The organism is Mitsuaria sp. BK037, assembly GCF_014193045.1.
Lineage (GTDB): Bacteria > Pseudomonadota > Gammaproteobacteria > Burkholderiales > Burkholderiaceae_C > Roseateles.
This window is the reverse complement of record NZ_JACHYS010000003.1, coordinates 289,849-303,661: the sequence shown is the minus strand read 5'-3', so window position 1 is coordinate 303,661 and position 13,813 is coordinate 289,849. Positions and strand designations below refer to the sequence as shown.

The 13,813-nt window shown below is 70.6% G+C and carries 14 protein-coding genes; 8 read left to right on the top strand and 6 right to left on the bottom strand.

All coding sequences use genetic code 11. The annotated features are described in order from the left end of the window. Nucleotides 1-33: 33 nt before the first annotated feature. Entirely contained in the window at nt 34-666 is a 633-nt protein-coding gene (locus FHT37_RS18105) for a LysE family transporter (protein WP_091729120.1), read from the top strand. A gap of 164 nt (nt 667-830) precedes the next feature. Beyond that, complete coding sequence (locus FHT37_RS18100; protein WP_175538385.1) at nt 831-1,715, top strand: DMT family transporter; 885 nt, start codon at nt 831-833, stop codon at nt 1,713-1,715. A 300-nt stretch (nt 1,716-2,015) separates the two neighbouring features. Here FHT37_RS18100 and FHT37_RS18095 read toward each other — a convergent pair whose 3' ends face one another. The 3 genes from FHT37_RS18095 to alr are packed head-to-tail and all read right to left on the bottom strand — an operon-like array spanning nt 2,016 to nt 4,348. Next, entirely contained in the window at nt 2,016-2,783 is a 768-nt protein-coding gene (locus FHT37_RS18095; RefSeq protein WP_183483429.1) for a hypothetical protein, read from the bottom strand. Nucleotides 2,784-2,805: 22 nt separating this feature from the next. Next, nucleotides 2,806-3,213 (bottom strand): alternative ribosome rescue aminoacyl-tRNA hydrolase ArfB, encoded by a 408-nt coding sequence (gene arfB, locus FHT37_RS18090; protein WP_183483427.1) that lies wholly within the window; start codon nt 3,211-3,213, stop codon nt 2,806-2,808. Between the two features lie 31 nt (nt 3,214-3,244). Beyond that, nucleotides 3,245-4,348, bottom strand: coding sequence for an alanine racemase (alr, locus tag FHT37_RS18085; RefSeq protein ID WP_183483425.1), 1,104 nt, complete (start codon nt 4,346-4,348; stop codon nt 3,245-3,247). Between the two features lie 219 nt (nt 4,349-4,567). Here alr and lplT point away from each other — a divergent pair, with 219 nt between their 5' ends. Then, nucleotides 4,568-5,845, top strand: coding sequence for a lysophospholipid transporter LplT (lplT, locus tag FHT37_RS18080; RefSeq protein WP_091729106.1), 1,278 nt, complete (start codon nt 4,568-4,570; stop codon nt 5,843-5,845). A gap of 63 nt (nt 5,846-5,908) precedes the next feature. On the opposite strand, the gene FHT37_RS18075 is transcribed toward lplT, so the two are convergent. Further along, a complete protein-coding gene (locus FHT37_RS18075) occupies nt 5,909-6,850 on the bottom strand; it encodes a hypothetical protein (RefSeq protein ID WP_183483423.1) in 942 nt (313 codons plus the stop codon). 232 nt (nt 6,851-7,082) lie between these two features. On the opposite strand from FHT37_RS18075, the gene FHT37_RS18070 reads away from it, so the two are divergent. The 3 genes from FHT37_RS18070 (at nt 7,083) to FHT37_RS18060 (ending at nt 9,718) form a co-directional block, all read left to right on the top strand. Further along, complete coding sequence (locus tag FHT37_RS18070; protein WP_183483421.1) at nt 7,083-7,943, top strand: DMT family transporter; 861 nt, start codon at nt 7,083-7,085, stop codon at nt 7,941-7,943. Between the two features lie 59 nt (nt 7,944-8,002). Further along, nucleotides 8,003-8,500: a glutathione peroxidase gene (locus tag FHT37_RS18065; RefSeq protein ID WP_183483420.1), complete on the top strand. Its 498-nt coding sequence runs from the start codon at nt 8,003-8,005 to the stop codon at nt 8,498-8,500. Nucleotides 8,501-8,563: 63 nt separating this feature from the next. After that, nucleotides 8,564-9,718: a DUF2332 domain-containing protein gene (locus FHT37_RS18060; RefSeq protein WP_183483418.1), complete on the top strand. Its 1,155-nt coding sequence runs from the start codon at nt 8,564-8,566 to the stop codon at nt 9,716-9,718. Nucleotides 9,719-9,767: 49 nt separating this feature from the next. Here the strand turns inward: FHT37_RS18060 and FHT37_RS18055 are convergent, their stop codons facing one another. Beyond that, on the bottom strand, nt 9,768-10,238 hold the full coding sequence (locus FHT37_RS18055; RefSeq protein ID WP_310739755.1) for a BON domain-containing protein: 471 nt from the start codon (nt 10,236-10,238) through the stop codon (nt 9,768-9,770). A 319-nt stretch (nt 10,239-10,557) separates the two neighbouring features. Here FHT37_RS18055 and FHT37_RS18050 point away from each other — a divergent pair, with 319 nt between their 5' ends. Continuing rightward, complete coding sequence (locus FHT37_RS18050) at nt 10,558-11,865, top strand: glutamate carboxypeptidase (RefSeq protein ID WP_183483414.1); 1,308 nt, start codon at nt 10,558-10,560, stop codon at nt 11,863-11,865. Between the two features lie 27 nt (nt 11,866-11,892). Here FHT37_RS18050 and FHT37_RS18045 read toward each other — a convergent pair whose 3' ends face one another. Next, nucleotides 11,893-12,294: a PaaI family thioesterase gene (locus FHT37_RS18045; RefSeq protein WP_091729078.1), complete on the bottom strand. Its 402-nt coding sequence runs from the start codon at nt 12,292-12,294 to the stop codon at nt 11,893-11,895. A 140-nt stretch (nt 12,295-12,434) separates the two neighbouring features. Between FHT37_RS18045 and FHT37_RS18040 the strand changes: the two genes are divergently transcribed. Beyond that, a complete protein-coding gene (locus FHT37_RS18040) occupies nt 12,435-13,628 on the top strand; it encodes an amino acid aminotransferase (RefSeq protein ID WP_183483412.1) in 1,194 nt (397 codons plus the stop codon). Nucleotides 13,629-13,813: the final 185 nt, after the last annotated feature.

Here is a 13,813-nt window from a genome sequence, read left to right as displayed (position 1 = left end):
GCTACAACCTCGGGTCCTTCGAAGGAGTCGATCATGGAGTTGTCAGTCTGGCTGGGGTTCTTCGCGGCCTCCTGGGCCATCAGCCTGTCCCCGGGCGCGGGCGCCATCGCGGCGATGAGTGCCGGACTGAATCACGGCTTCCAGCGCGGCTACTTCATGACCATCGGGCTGATCCTGGGCATCCTGACCCAGATCGTGGTGGTGGGCGCCGGCCTGGGCGCGCTGATCGCGGCCTCCGAGCAGGCCTTCGCCGTGGTGAAGTGGGCCGGCGTGGCCTACCTGGTCTACCTCGGCATCCAGCAATGGCGTTCGCCGGCCCGGCCGCTGGTGGCGGAGCAGGCCGAGGCCAAGCAGGTCTCGCGCCGTGACCTGGTGCTGCGCGGGTGGGCCATCAACGCGGTGAACCCCAAGGGCACCGTCTTCCTGCTGGCCGTGGTGCCGCAGTTCCTGAACCTGCATCACAGCCTGACGCAGCAGTACGCGGTGATCGGCGCGACGCTGGCCTTCACCGACGCCGTCGTGATGGCCGGCTACACGCTGCTGGCGGCGCGGGTGCTGCGGGCGCTGCGCTCGGAGTCCCACCTGAAGGCGATGAACCGGATCTTCGGCTCCTTGTTCGTCGGTGCCGGCGCGCTGCTGGCGACCTTCAAGAAGGCCGCCGACTGAGGGCCGACGCGCCCGATCCCACACGATTTCCGACGTCCCCCAGGCGGTCCGCGTCAGGACCGCCTCCCACCGAAGGCCGCCCCCAAAGGGCGGCCTTGTTGTTTTCCCCGGCCCGCTGAATGCGTCCCCGCGCGGGCGGCCGGTACAGATCGCTGCCGCACATCATGTCCACCGTTTCCGACCGCTGGTTGTTCTGGGGCCCGACGCTGATCTGGGCCAGCACCTGGCACGTGATCCTCTACCAGCTGGGCTCGGGCGTGCCGATCCTGAACTCGGTCGGCTGGCGCTTCGGGCTGGCGGCGCTGATGCTCGCGGGCTTCGCGCGCTGGCAGAAGCTGTCGCTGAAGCTGCCCTTGTCGGCGCACGGGCTGATGCTGGCGACCGGCATCGTGCAGTACAGCGGCAACTACTTCTCCGTCTATGAGGCGGAGCGCCACATCCCCAGCGGTCTGGTCGCGGTGCTGTTCTGCCTGATGGTGTTCGGCAATGCCCTGTCCGGGCGGATCTTCTTCGGCCAGCGGGTGACGGGGCGCTTCCTCGCGGCCTCGGCCGGCGCGGTCGCGGGCGTGGTGATGATCTTCTGGCCGGAGATCGCCTCGACCGGCGCACGCCCGACGGCGGCCTACGGCCTGGCGATCGGCTTGGCGGCGGTGCTGGCCGCATGCATCGGCAACGTGCTGACGCTGACCCTGACCCGGCGCGGGCTGCCGCTGGTGCCGGTGCTCGCCTGGAGCATGGGCTACGGCGCGGTCTTCCTGCTGGTGGCGTCGGTGGCGACGGGGCAGGGCCTGAACTTCGCCTGGACCTCGTCCTACGTGCTGAGCCTGCTGTACCTGGCGGTGTTCGGCTCGGTGATCGCCTTCGTCCTGTATTTCAAGCTGGCGCAGCGCCAGGGCACGGCGCGCGCGGCGCTGACCGGCGTGGTGATCCCGGTGATCGCGCTGGGGATCTCCGCGATCTTCGAAGGCTGGCGGCCGACGCTGCTGGCGCTGGCCGGCATGGTGCTGTGCCTGGGCAGCATCTACGCGGCGACGCGGCCGCAGCGCTGAGTTCAGCCGCTGCAGGATCCGCTGGAGGACCTCAGGCCTTGAGCGCGGCGCCCGCCTTGCGCCGGCGCACCGCCACGCCGATCGCGGCGACGCCGGCCAGCATCAGCGCTTAGCTCGCCGGCTCCGGCACCACCGCCGCATCGAGCTGGCGCAGGCTTCGGCCAGCGCCGCCACGGCGAGCATCCGCCCGCCCATCTTCTTGTGCATGAGGTCCCTCCCGAACCGGGGGGATTCTCTTCGTGTCAGTTCTGCAAAGCCGCCGATCACCCCCCGCATTCGCAGGGGGCTGCTCGCGCATCGTCACTTCGCCCAGCCGATCTCCGCCGCCGTCGCCGGACCGATGACCGTCTCGCCCAGGTTCGAGGGAATGCGCGCCTCGCCCTCGCGCACCGGGATGCGGCCGGCCATCAGTTCCGCGGCGGATTGCGGGTAGCGCGGCTCCTGCCGCGGCGCGGCGTAGCCGTCCGGAAACACCGGTGCCAGCGTCGAGCGGTCGTACTTGTCCGTCGCGCCGAAGGTGTGCAGCGCCTCGTGCGCGATCACCACCTCGTTCTGCGCCTGCTGGCCGCGCGCGGCGAAGAGATGCACCAGCCCCAGCCGCCCCTTCTCCAGCCCGATCGAGTGCGGCAGCGCGCCGGCGTAGTCCGGCGGGTGGTACATCAGGAAGAGCTTCACATCGGGCACCGGCGAGCTCGCCGGCGTCTGGCGCCAGGCCCACCAGCGCATCCGCAGGCTCCAGGCGATCGCCGACAGCGGATCGGCGCTGGCCGGCGCCGGCGGCGGGGCCACCCGCACGCGCTTGCCCAGCACCACCCGCACCGGCTGCGACAGCGGCACGCCGTAGCGCCGCGCCTCGTCCTGGAAGTAGGGCTCCAGCCGCGCGAAGGCCGACTCGTCCAGCCGGCCCAGGTAGGCCTCGGTCTCGGCGTCACCGCCGGCGCTGATCGGATAGAGCGTCACCACCTGCGGCCGCTTCCACGACTGCGCCTGCCAGCGGCCGACCAGCGTCGTGCCCGCCACCGTCACCAGGATCCCGAGCAGGACCAGGATGCGGAGTGCCTTGAACATGTCTTTTCCCTCGTGAATGGCGTCAGTCGACGCGCACCTTGCCGCGCCCGGCCTTGATGTCGCCGCGCTGGGACTTGGCCTCCAGGCGGCGCTTCTGCGAGCCGTGCGTCGGGCGCGTCGGTCGGCGGGTCTTGGGCGTGTGCGCGACGCTCTGCGCCAGGGCGACCAGCCGCGCGATCGCGTCGGCGCGGTTCTGCTCCTGGCTGCGCGACTCCTGCGCCTTGATGACGACGATGCCCTCGGCCGTGATGCGCTGGTCGCTGAGCGCGAGCAGCCGTTCCTTGATCACCGCCGGCAGCGTCGAGCGCCGGATGTCGAAGCGCAGGTGGACGGCGCTGCTGACCTTGTTGATGTTCTGCCCGCCGGGCCCGCTGGCGCGGATCGCGGAGATCTCCAGCTCCCAGTCGGCCGGCGTCCAGTCCAGGTGCATGACGCCGACGCGACCGGGCGCTCGAGGGGCCTCAGCCCAGGGTCTCGACGTGCACCGGCACGCGCCGGGCCAAGGCGCACATCAGCTCATAGCCGATGGTGCCGGCGGCGCGGGCCACCTCGTCGATCGGCAGCACCGCGCCCTGCGGGCCCTGGCCCCACAGCGTGACCTCGCTGCCGATGCCTTCGGCCGGCAGCTCGGTCAGGTCGACCGCCAGCATGTCCATCGACACGCGCCCGATCGTCGTGCTGCGCTGGCCGCCGACCAGCACCGGCGTGCCGTGCGGCGCGTGGCGCGGGTAGCCGTCGGCATAACCGCAGGCCACCGTGCCGATGCGCATCGCGCGCTGCGCCACGAAGCTGCTGCCGTAGCCGACGCTGTCGCCCTCGCGCAGATGCTGGACCGCCAACACCTTGGCCCGCAGCGTCATCGTGGGTTTCAGGCCCCAGTGGGCGATGTCGTGCTCGGGGAAGTCCGGCGCGCTGCCGTAGGTCATGATCCCGGAGCGCACCCAGTCGGCGCGCACCGCCGGATCCTGGCTGTGGCGCAGGATCGCGGCGCTGTTGCTCAGCGAGCGCTCGCCGGGCAGGTCGGCCGTCGCCTCCTTGAAGACCGCCGTCTGGTGCGCGATGCCGCGCGGGCCGTCGGCGTCCGAGAAATGCGTCATCAGCGAGATCTCGTCCACCTGCGGCAGGGCGTTCAGCCGCGTCCAGGCGCCGCGGAAGGCGCTGGGCGTGAAACCCAGCCGGTTCATGCCGCTGTTGAGCTTGAGGAACACCCGGTGCGGCTCGTGCGTCTTGTGCATCGCCAGCCAGTCCACCTGCTGCTCGTGATGGACGGTGTGCCAGAGCTTGAGCCGCGAGCACAGCTCCAGGTCACGCGCCTCGAAGCAGCCTTCCAGCAGCAGGATCGGGCCGCGCCAGCCCAGGTCGCGCAGGCGCTGGGCCTCGTCCAGGTCGAGCAGCGCGAAGCCGTCGGCGGAGCGCAGCGCGTCGAACACGCGCTCGATGCCATGGCCGTAGGCGTTGGCCTTGACGACGGCGAAGACCTGCGCGTCCGGCGCGCGGGCGCGGGCACAGGCGATGTTGTGGGCCAGCGCGGGCTGGTGGACGATGGCTTCGATCGGACGCGGCATGGGTCGGCATTGTGCCGCGCAGGAACGGTTTCACGCCCCGCGGCGGTGCGAGGGGGGAGAGGTCGCGAGGGTCGGAAAAGCGGTGCGAAATAGCACAGAGCCGCTGTCCCGGGAAGGTCTGTTACGAAAACGAGCGCGTGCTATAAACCCGCCGCAGCGCTGCCTTTCCCCACCCCGTGGACCCAGCGTGATCACCGCAGTTCCAGGTATGCCGGGTCGATGAAAAAAGGCTTCTACACCATCATGTCAGCGCAGTTCTTCAGCTCGCTGGCTGATAACGCGCTGTTCGTCGCCGCCGTGGAACTGCTCCGCACCAGTGGAGCCGCCGAATGGCAACGCGCCGCGCTGGTGCCGATGTTCGCGCTGTTCTACGTGGTGCTCGCGCCCTTCGTCGGTGCCTTCGCCGACGCGGTCCCCAAGGGCAAGGTCATGTTCATCTCCAACACCATCAAGGTGCTGGGCTGCCTGAGCATGCTGGTGGGCGTCCATCCGCTGATCGCCTACGCGATCGTGGGCCTGGGCGCCGCCGCCTATTCGCCGGCCAAGTACGGCATCCTGACCGAACTCCTGCCGCCGTCCCAGCTGGTCAAGGCCAATGGCTGGATCGAGGGCCTGACCATCGCCTCCATCATCCTGGGCGCCGTCTTCGGCGGGCAGCTGATCGGCGCCAAGGCCTCGGCGGTGCTGCTGGCGATCGACGTGCCCTTCATCGACACCGGCATCGACACCCCGCCGGAGGCGGCCATCGCCTTCATGGTGGTGCTGTATTTCATCGCGGCGCTCTTCAACCTGCGCATCCCCCGCACGGAGGCCCCCCTCCAGCCCATCGCCCACAGCGCGACCGACCTGGTGCGGGAGTTCGCCGCCTGCAACTCGCGGCTGTGGCAGGACAAGCTGGGCCAGATCTCGCTGGGCATGACGACGCTGTTCTGGGGCGTGTCGGGCAACATGCGCTACATCGTCTTCGCCTGGGCCGCCGCGGCGCTGGGCTACGGCACGACGCAGGCCTCGGCGCTGGCGGGCGTGGTGGCGATCGGCACGGCGGTGGGCGCGGTGGTCGCCTCGGTGGCGGTGCGGCTGGACAAGGCCACCAGCGTCATCCCGCTGGGCATCGGCATGGGGCTGCTGATGCTGGTGCTGAACTTCATCGACAACCTCTACCTGGCCATCCCGTTCCTGATCCTGCTGGGCGGCATCGGCGGTTATCTGGTGGTGCCGATGAACGCGCTGCTGCAGCATCGCGGCCACAACCTGATGGGCGCCGGGCGTTCGATCGCGGTGCAGAACTTCAACGAGCAGGCCTGCATCCTGGGGCTGGGTGCGCTGTACACGATGCTGACCCGCTTCGGCACCTCGGCCTTCGGCTCGATCACGATCTTCGGCCTGCTGGTGGCGGGGATCATGTGGGTCGTCGGGCGCTGGCATGCGCACAACAAGCGCGAGCACACCGAAGAGCTCGAGCGCCTGCTCGCGATCGCGCGCAGCGACAAGCACTGAGGCCGCTCTCTCCCGCTTGCGGTAGAGAGCAGGGGCGAGGGCCAGCGGCGGTGGCCAGGCGGCTCAGCGCCGCGCGCGGCCTCGGCCGCTGGGCGGCGTCTCGACGACCAGGCCGCCGGTGGTCAGCACCTGCTCGATGTGCTCCGACCACGCGCGGCCGATCTTCAGGCAGCCGCTGTGGTTGAGGTGGATCTCGTTGTGCCAGTCGCCGCTGATGCCGCTGGCTCCCGGCGCGGCTGCGGCCAACGGCACGGTGGTCGAATCGAACACGAACAGTCCCGGGAACTGCTCCTTGTCCGCCATCAGCGACTTCAGCAGTTGCGCCAGGTGCATCACCATCAGCCGGCTGACTGCGGCCCAGTCGGCCGCCGGGATCGCATAGGCCTTCAGCGCCGGATACAGCCACGGCCCGTGGCCCGCATCCTCCGCGCCGGCCGGCCTCGGCATCGGCACCGCGTAGCAATGCATGAACACCGGCTTGCCGGCGGACGGCCCCTGGTCGCGCAGCGTCAGCAGATGACGCAGGTTGGCCTTCAGGTAGTCCGCGTAGGTCGCCCAGCCCGGCTCCGAGAAGTAGCGGCCGACCCCCGCCGACGGCGGCCCCCATTCGGTCTGGCGGCGCAGCAGGCGCAGGTGCAGCGGCACCTCGGCGCCGTCGATCTGGGTCGGGGTCTGCGCCGCCTTGATCAGGTCGTTGCCGCCGACGGACAGCAGGATGCCGTCCCACACCGGCGATTCCGGCGCCGTCAGCAGGCGCACGAAGTCCGGCGCGGACTCGAGCTCGACCACCTTGGACAGGCTTTCGCGCTGGCCGGCGCAGTTGATCGCGACGGCGGGTTTGGTCAGCACCAGTTCCTGGAGCAGGTTCGCGTGCGCGCTGAGCTTGGCCTGGGCGGTGGAGAACCAGGAGTCCCCTTGGGCCAGCAGGCGCCAGTGGTAGCCCTGCAGGTCGGGCCCGGGGGTGGACTGCAGATCCTCGGGGGCGAAACAGGCCAGGTGATCCAAGAGAAGCTCTCCCTAGTTTGGTGGACGGGTCACACGCGACAGGGTAGGCCGCGTGCATGACAGGCGCACGGCGCCCCGATTGGAGGGCAGGGTCAGTCCTTGCGCCATGCTACAAACCCTGGGCATTGTTGGCCGCGCCGCGAGCCGGTTCCAAGTCCCGACCCGGGGACTGTTGCGCAAGCCCCACCCCTGTCCCTTCCCTCTGTCCCCTGGCTCCCGCCGCCGTTCCCGCATGCCGATCCTCGCCCTGATGCTCAACGCCACCATCTGGGGGCTGTCCTGGTGGCCTTTCCGTCAATTCGAGGGGGCGGGCATGCACCCGCTCTGGACCACGGTGATCATGTACGCGCTGTCCTGGGCGGTGGTGCTGCTGAGCCAGCGCGGGGCGGTGTCCGAATGGCTGCGCTCCCCCGGCCTGTGGGTGGTGACGCTGGCGGCCGGGATGACCAACACCGCCTTCAACTGGGGCGTGTCGACCGGCGACGTGGTGCGGGTCGTGCTGCTCTTCTACCTGATGCCGCTGTGGGCGGTGCTGCTGGCGCGGGTGGTCCTGCATGAGCCCTTGACGGCGATGGCGGGGTTGCGGATCGCCCTGGCGCTGGGCGGCGCGCTGGCCGTGCTGGCGCCCGCGGACGGCGGCTGGCCGGTGCCGTCCAGCCTGCCGGACGTGCTGGGGCTGGTCGGCGGCATGACCTTCGCGTTCAACAACGTGATGCTGCGCCGCGAGGCCGCCCGCAGCCCGGGGGCGCGGGCGCTGGCGATGTTCACCGGCGGCGTGCTGGTGGCGGGCCTGTCGGCCGTCGCCATGGCGGGCCACGGCCTGGCGCCCTGGCCCTCGCTGCCTGGGGCCGTGTGGCTGCTGCCGCTGGCGGGCATGGCGCTGCTGTTCTTCGTCTCCAACCTGTCGCTGCAGTACGGCGCGGCGCGGCTGCCGGCGAACGTCACGGCGGTCGTGATGCTGACCGAGGTCCCGGTGGCGGCGATCTCGGCGCTGCTGCTGGGCGGCGGCACGCTGGACGGCAAGACGGCGCTGGGCGGTGCGGCGATCCTGGGCGCGGCGATGCTGGCGGCCCTGGAGCGCCACCGCGCCTGATCCGCCGCGCCGCGCTAGGATGCACCCCGGCCCACCCGGCCCCAACGAGGAGGTCCCCCATGAGCGCCAATGGCAAGACTGCCTTCGACTTCGACGCCGTCAGCATCGCTGGCGAGCCGGTCGCGCTGTCGCAGTACCGCGGCCGCGTGCTGCTGATCGTCAACACCGCCAGCGAGTGCGGTTTCACCCCGCAGTTCAAGGGCCTGGAGGACCTGTGGCGCGACTACCAGGCCCGCGGGCTGGTGATCGTTGGATTCCCGAGCAACGAGTTCGGCGGCCAGGACCCCGGCAGCAATGAGGAGATCGCCTCGTTCTGCCAGCTGAACTATGGGGTCAGCTTCCCGATGATGGCCAAAGTCAAGGTCAACGGCAGTGAGGCGCATCCGCTGTGGCAGTGGCTCAAGGGCGAGAAGCCCGGGATCCTGGGGACGCAGGGCATCAAGTGGAACTTCACCAAGTTCCTGGTCGGGCGCGATGGCCAGGTGCTCAAGCGCTTCGCGCCGAACGACGCGCCGGCGGCGATCCGCGGCGAGATCGAGGCGGCGCTGGGCGGCTGAGCGGCCTCAGCGTTCGGGGAGGCCGGCCGCGACCGGACCGATCCGGCAACGCGGATTTGTCGGATGGCCGACATTCTGGCCGCGCACGACGGCCTGGAGTCCATCGCCATGGAAGACGCACTCGGGCGCATCGCCCACCACTTCGCCCGTTTCGCCGAGATCGACGGCCAGGATGACCCGCTGTACCGCGCCCTCGCGGCGGTCATCGGCGGCGATGCCGCGCTGATGGGCCTGCTCCTGGAGGCGCCGCCGACGCAGCGCCTGCCCGTGCTGCTACTGGCGGCGCTGCATGAGCGGATCCTCGCGGGCGATCCGCATCCGTTGGCGGCGTATTACGCCAGCGTCGGCGGGACGCGCGCGCCCGACGACGCCTTGCCGGCGACGCTGCGGGACTTCATCCAGCGGGAGGACCCGGCGCTGCGCGCGCTGATCCGCACCTGCACGACGCAGACCAACGAGACCGGTCGCTGCGCGGTGCTGCGGCCGGCCCTGCAGGCGCTCGCGACGCGGCTGGGCGGGACGGCGTCGGCGCCGGTGGAACTCGCGCTGTTCGACTTCGGTTGCAGCGCCGGCCTGAACCTGGGCGTCGACCGCTATGCCTATGACGATGGTGTCGAGATCACGCCGGGCGCGAGCCCCGACGCGCCGGTGATCCGGACGCATTGGCGCGGCGAACGCCCCACCGGCCTGCTGGGCGCGCCGTGCTGGCGGGCGGCGCGGCGGATGGGCGTCGACCTGAACCCGGCCGACCCCGCCGACGAAACCGCCGCTCGCTGGTTGCGCGCCTGCCTGTGGCCCGGAGACGCCGCCCGGCGCGAGCGCCTGGACCGTGCGCTCGCCGATGCGCGGCGGCATCCGGTGCCGCTGGTCCGCTCGGCGGACGGGCTGTCGGTGCTCGAGCGCTGGATGGCGGACCTGCCGGCCGGCGTCACGCCGGTGCTCGTCAATGTCTGGGTGCTGGCCTACTTCGACGCCGAGGCCTTTCGCGCGCACGTCGAGCGCATCGAACGCCTGGTCCGCGAGCGCGGCCTGGCCTGGATCAGCGGCGAGATCGGCAAGCTGGCGCCGCTGCCGTCGCCGCCCGACTGTCCGCCGGGCGAGTCGCCGGGCAGCAGCACCCTGTGGACGCTGCAGTGGGCCGATGGCGGCGAGCCGCGGACCGGGGCGCTGGCGTGGTCCCACCCCCATGGCCGGTGGATCGAATGGCTGGAGGCTTGAAATCCGGCGTTCGAGGCTGGCGGCTGGCGCAGGCGCCTCCACCGCCGGTTCAGTGCGAGGCCGCCGCGGCCGGTCCGCCCGGCACGACCTGGAGCTCGTTGATGACGGCCTCGACATCGTCCAGCTGCTTCACCAGCGCTTCCAGCGCCGCGGCGTCCCCGGCGCTCCGCACGCAGCCCTGCAGCCAGATCCAACGCCGCTGGCCGAGCGCCCAGACGCTGGTCGTGGCGGCGAAACGGCCGTCCGCGGCGATGGCTTTCTGCACCCGCGGCATGATTTCCTTGTCGTAGAGATAGGCGTTGGGCAGGCGGCAGCGGCCACTCTGGAAGCAGCTCGTGCCGCGCTCGATGCGACCGTGGGCCTGGGCCCGGGCTTCAGCCTCGGTGAGCTGCGGGCCCGCCGGGACCGGGCACACCGAAGGCGGGATCGCCGACGTCAACTGGACGAAGGGATCGTCGAAGACATTGCGGCGGACGTCGTCGCCGAGCGCCGGGCCGGTGGCCAGGGCCAGGACCAGCACGACGCTCCCGAGCCGCTGGCGCCGTGCCGGTGCCGGGCGCGGGAAATCCGTGACAGGGGAGCGGCCCACGGGCGAGGGTGTCGATGGCATGAGCGCGAGCCTGCCTCAACGCGCGCCCGGCCGCCAGGGCCGCCGCGACGGCTGAAGGGCCTCAGCGCATCGGTGACGCCGCCAGGGATGCCGCGAGCGCTTGCGTCGCTCCGCACACGAAACACTTTCAGCGCGGACGGCGGAGCGGTCTGCCGATAGGATCGGCCCTTCCTTCGCTCCCCCGAGGGAGCGGCGACGACAAGCACCCCACCGATCGGAGACCTCGACGATGCTGGCTTCCTTCCCTGTCTGGCGCCGTGCGGCGCTCGCCCTGGCCGCGATGGCCGCCCTCGGCGTCCAGGCGCAGACCGTGCCCGAGCTGCAGGCCCTGGCCGCCAAGGAGCAGCCCCAGCTGATGAAGACGCTGCAGCAACTCGTCGAGATCGAGTCCGGCAGCTCCGACCGCCAGGGCCTGGACCGCATCGCCGGCCTCATCGCCCAGCGGCTGCGCGAGCTCGGCGGGCAGGTGCAGCTGATCGATCCCGACACGACCATCGCGTCGCCGACCTCCGACGCCGGCGACGGCCCGGCCAAGGTGGGCCAGATCGTGCGCGCGTCGTTCAAGGGCGGCAGCGCCACCGGCAAGCGCGTGATGCTGATCGCGCACATGGACACCGTCTACCAGCGTGGCGGCCTGAAGCAGCAGCCCTTCCGCATCGACGGCAACCATGCCTACGGCCTGGGCATCGCCGACGACAAGCAGGGCGTGGCGACCATCCTCCACACGCTGGCGATGCTCAAGGCGGTCGGCTTCAAGGACTACGCGGAGATCACCGTGCTGATCAACGGCGACGAGGAGATCGGCTCGCCTGGATCGAACGCGTTGATCACCCGGCTGGGCGGCGAGCACGACGCGGTGCTGTCCTTCGAGGGCGGCGGCGGGCCGACGACGCCGGACACGGTGCGGCTGGCCACCAGCGGCATCGCGTCGGTGGACCTGAAGGTCAAGGGGCGCTCGTCGCATGCGGGCGCGGCGCCGGAGAAGGGCGTCAACGCGCTGTACGAGATGGCCCACCAGATCATGCAGACCCGCGACCTGTCCGACCCGAAGAACGGGAAGCACCTGAACTGGACGATGGCCAAGGCGGGCTCGGTCCGCAACGCGATCCCGGAGCGGGCCGAGGCCAACGGCGACGCGCGCGCGGACCGCGTCGCCGATTTCGACGGCATGGAGGCCGAGCTGCGCAAGCGCATCCAGAACAAGCTGCTGCCGGAGTCGGAGATCACGCTGAGCTTCGACCGCCGCCGGCCGCCGCTGCAGGCGACGGAGGCCTCGCGCGCGCTGGCCGCCAAGGCCAAGGCGCTGGCCGACGAGCAGAAGCTGGAGCTGGTCGTCCGTGACCGTCCCACCGGCGGCGGCACCGATGCGGCCTATGCCGCGCTGGCGACCAAGGCGCCGGTGATCGAGGGCCTGGGCGTGCGCGGCTACGGCGCGCACAGCAGCGACAGCGAGTTCGTCGTCATCGACGCCATCGCGCCCAAGCTCGTGCTGGTCACGCGCCTGGTGATGGCCATCGGCAGCGGCAAGGCGCTCTGACGATCCCGTCGCTGATTCCGGGAGGGCTCAAGCCTTCGGATACAGGACCATCTGCGTGCAGCGGAACAGCGCGATCGTCTTGCCCTCGTGGCTGACGGTCGCGTCCCAGACCTGCGTCGTGCGGCCCATGTGCACGGCCACGGCGGTGCATTCGATGACCCCGTCGCGGGCGGTGCCCAGGTGGTTGGACTTGAGCTCGACGGTGGTGAAGTTGCTGGCGCCGTCCGGCAGCGAGGCGATGCAGCCGTACCCGCAGCAGGTGTCGGCCAGCGTGACGACGCTGCCGGCATGCAGGTAGCCGTTGGGCGCCATGACCTGCTGACGCACGGGCAGCCGCGCGTGGACGCGGCCCTTCTCGACCTCGACGATCTCGATGCCCAGGTGACCCGGCAGGCAGGCGGCGCCACGCGCGTTGAAGTCGGTGATCATGTGATTCGGTGGGGCAGGTGATGCGAAGCCGGCATTGTCGTCGTGCTGTACCGGTGCGCCGGCGGCGGGGCTGTTGCGGTGCGGCGGGGTCCGGCTGGGGATAATGGCCGCCGCCGTTTGTCCAACCTGGAGTTCCCAGCATGTTCCAGCACGTCGACGCCTACGCGGGCGATCCCATCCTCAGCCTGAACGAGGCCTTCCAGAAGGACCCGCGCACGCAGAAGATCAACCTGTCCATCGGCATCTACTTCGACGACGACGGCCGCATCCCGATGCTCGATTCGGTGCGCCGGGCCGAGCTGGCCGTGGTGGAGCAGGCCGGTGCCCGTCCCTACCTGCCGATGGAAGGTGCCGCCAATTTCCGCACCGAGGTGCAGAAGCTGCTGTTCGGCGCCGACAGCGAGGCGCTCAAGAGCAACCGGGTGGCGACCATCCAGGGCGTGGGCTCCTCGGGCGGCCTGAAGGTCGGCGCGGACTTCATCAAACGCTACTTCCCCGACAGCGCCATCTACCTGAGCGACCCGACCTGGGACAACCACCGCGCCGTCTTCGAGGGCTCGGGGCTGGAGTGCCGCAGCTACCCGTACTACGACGCCAAGACCGGCGGCCTGCGCTTCGACGCGATGCTGCAGGCGCTGTCGGAGGCGCCTGCGCGCAGCATCGTGCTGCTGCATGCGTGCTGCCACAACCCGACCGGCGTGGACCTGTCGCAGTCGCAATGGGACGCGCTGATCCCGGTGCTGAAGGAGCGCGAGCTGATCGCCTTCCTGGACCTGGCCTACCAGGGCTATGGCGATGGCCTGGAGCAGGACACCTTCGCGATCCGCGCGCTGGCCGCCGAGGGGCTGAGCTTCTTCGTCGCCAACAGCTTCTCCAAGAACATGAGCCTGTACGGCGAGCGCTGCGGCGCGCTGTCGGTCGTGTGCCCGGACGCGGCGCAGGCGGCCAACGTGCTGGGCCAGCTGAAGTTCACCATCCGCCGCAACTACTCCAACCCGCCGATGCATGGCGGCCAGGTCGTGGCCAAGGTGCTGGGCGACCCGGCGCTGCGCGCGCTGTGGGAGGGCGAGGTCGAGGAGATGCGCGAGCGCATCCTGGCGATGCGCAACGCGCTGTTCGAGGTCATCACGGCCAAGATTCCGGGGCGCAACTTCGATTACTTCCTGACGCAGCGCGGCATGTTCAGCTACACCGGGCTGACGCCGGAGCAGGTGGACCGCCTGCGCGAGGAATTCGGCGTCTACATCCTGCGCTCGGGCCGGATGTGCATCGCCGGCCTGAACACCCGCAACGTCGAAGCCACCGCGAACGCGATGGCAGCCGTGCTGGCCTGACCGACGTCTCCGTCTGGTCCCTTCGCCTGGGATTCATCCCCTCTCTCGACACCCCTCGCGCCCGCATCATTCCCTCTCCCCCCGTGAGGGGGAGAGGGTAGGGTGAGGGGGTTCTTGCCGTAGCGCTGCGGCAGATCGAAAGACCCCTCACGCCCGCCCTCTCCCCGCGCGGCGGGGAGAGGGAG

Coding starts and splice junctions, on each gene's coding strand:
- FHT37_RS18040 (WP_183483412.1), top strand. CDS start 12,435: ATGTTCCAGCACGTCGACGCCTACGCGGGCGATCCCATCCTCAGCCTG.
- FHT37_RS18105 (WP_091729120.1), top strand. CDS start 34: ATGGAGTTGTCAGTCTGGCTGGGGTTCTTCGCGGCCTCCTGGGCCATC.
- FHT37_RS18050 (WP_183483414.1), top strand. CDS start 10,558: ATGCTGGCTTCCTTCCCTGTCTGGCGCCGTGCGGCGCTCGCCCTGGCC.
- FHT37_RS18070 (WP_183483421.1), top strand. CDS start 7,083: ATGCCGATCCTCGCCCTGATGCTCAACGCCACCATCTGGGGGCTGTCC.
- lplT (WP_091729106.1), top strand. CDS start 4,568: ATGAAAAAAGGCTTCTACACCATCATGTCAGCGCAGTTCTTCAGCTCG.
- FHT37_RS18065 (WP_183483420.1), top strand. CDS start 8,003: ATGAGCGCCAATGGCAAGACTGCCTTCGACTTCGACGCCGTCAGCATC.
- FHT37_RS18095 (WP_183483429.1), bottom strand. CDS start 2,783: ATGTTCAAGGCACTCCGCATCCTGGTCCTGCTCGGGATCCTGGTGACG.
- FHT37_RS18100 (WP_175538385.1), top strand. CDS start 831: ATGTCCACCGTTTCCGACCGCTGGTTGTTCTGGGGCCCGACGCTGATC.
- arfB (WP_183483427.1), bottom strand. CDS start 3,213: ATGCACCTGGACTGGACGCCGGCCGACTGGGAGCTGGAGATCTCCGCG.
- FHT37_RS18060 (WP_183483418.1), top strand. CDS start 8,564: ATGGCCGACATTCTGGCCGCGCACGACGGCCTGGAGTCCATCGCCATG.
- alr (WP_183483425.1), bottom strand. CDS start 4,348: ATGCCGCGTCCGATCGAAGCCATCGTCCACCAGCCCGCGCTGGCCCAC.
- FHT37_RS18045 (WP_091729078.1), bottom strand. CDS start 12,294: ATGATCACCGACTTCAACGCGCGTGGCGCCGCCTGCCTGCCGGGTCAC.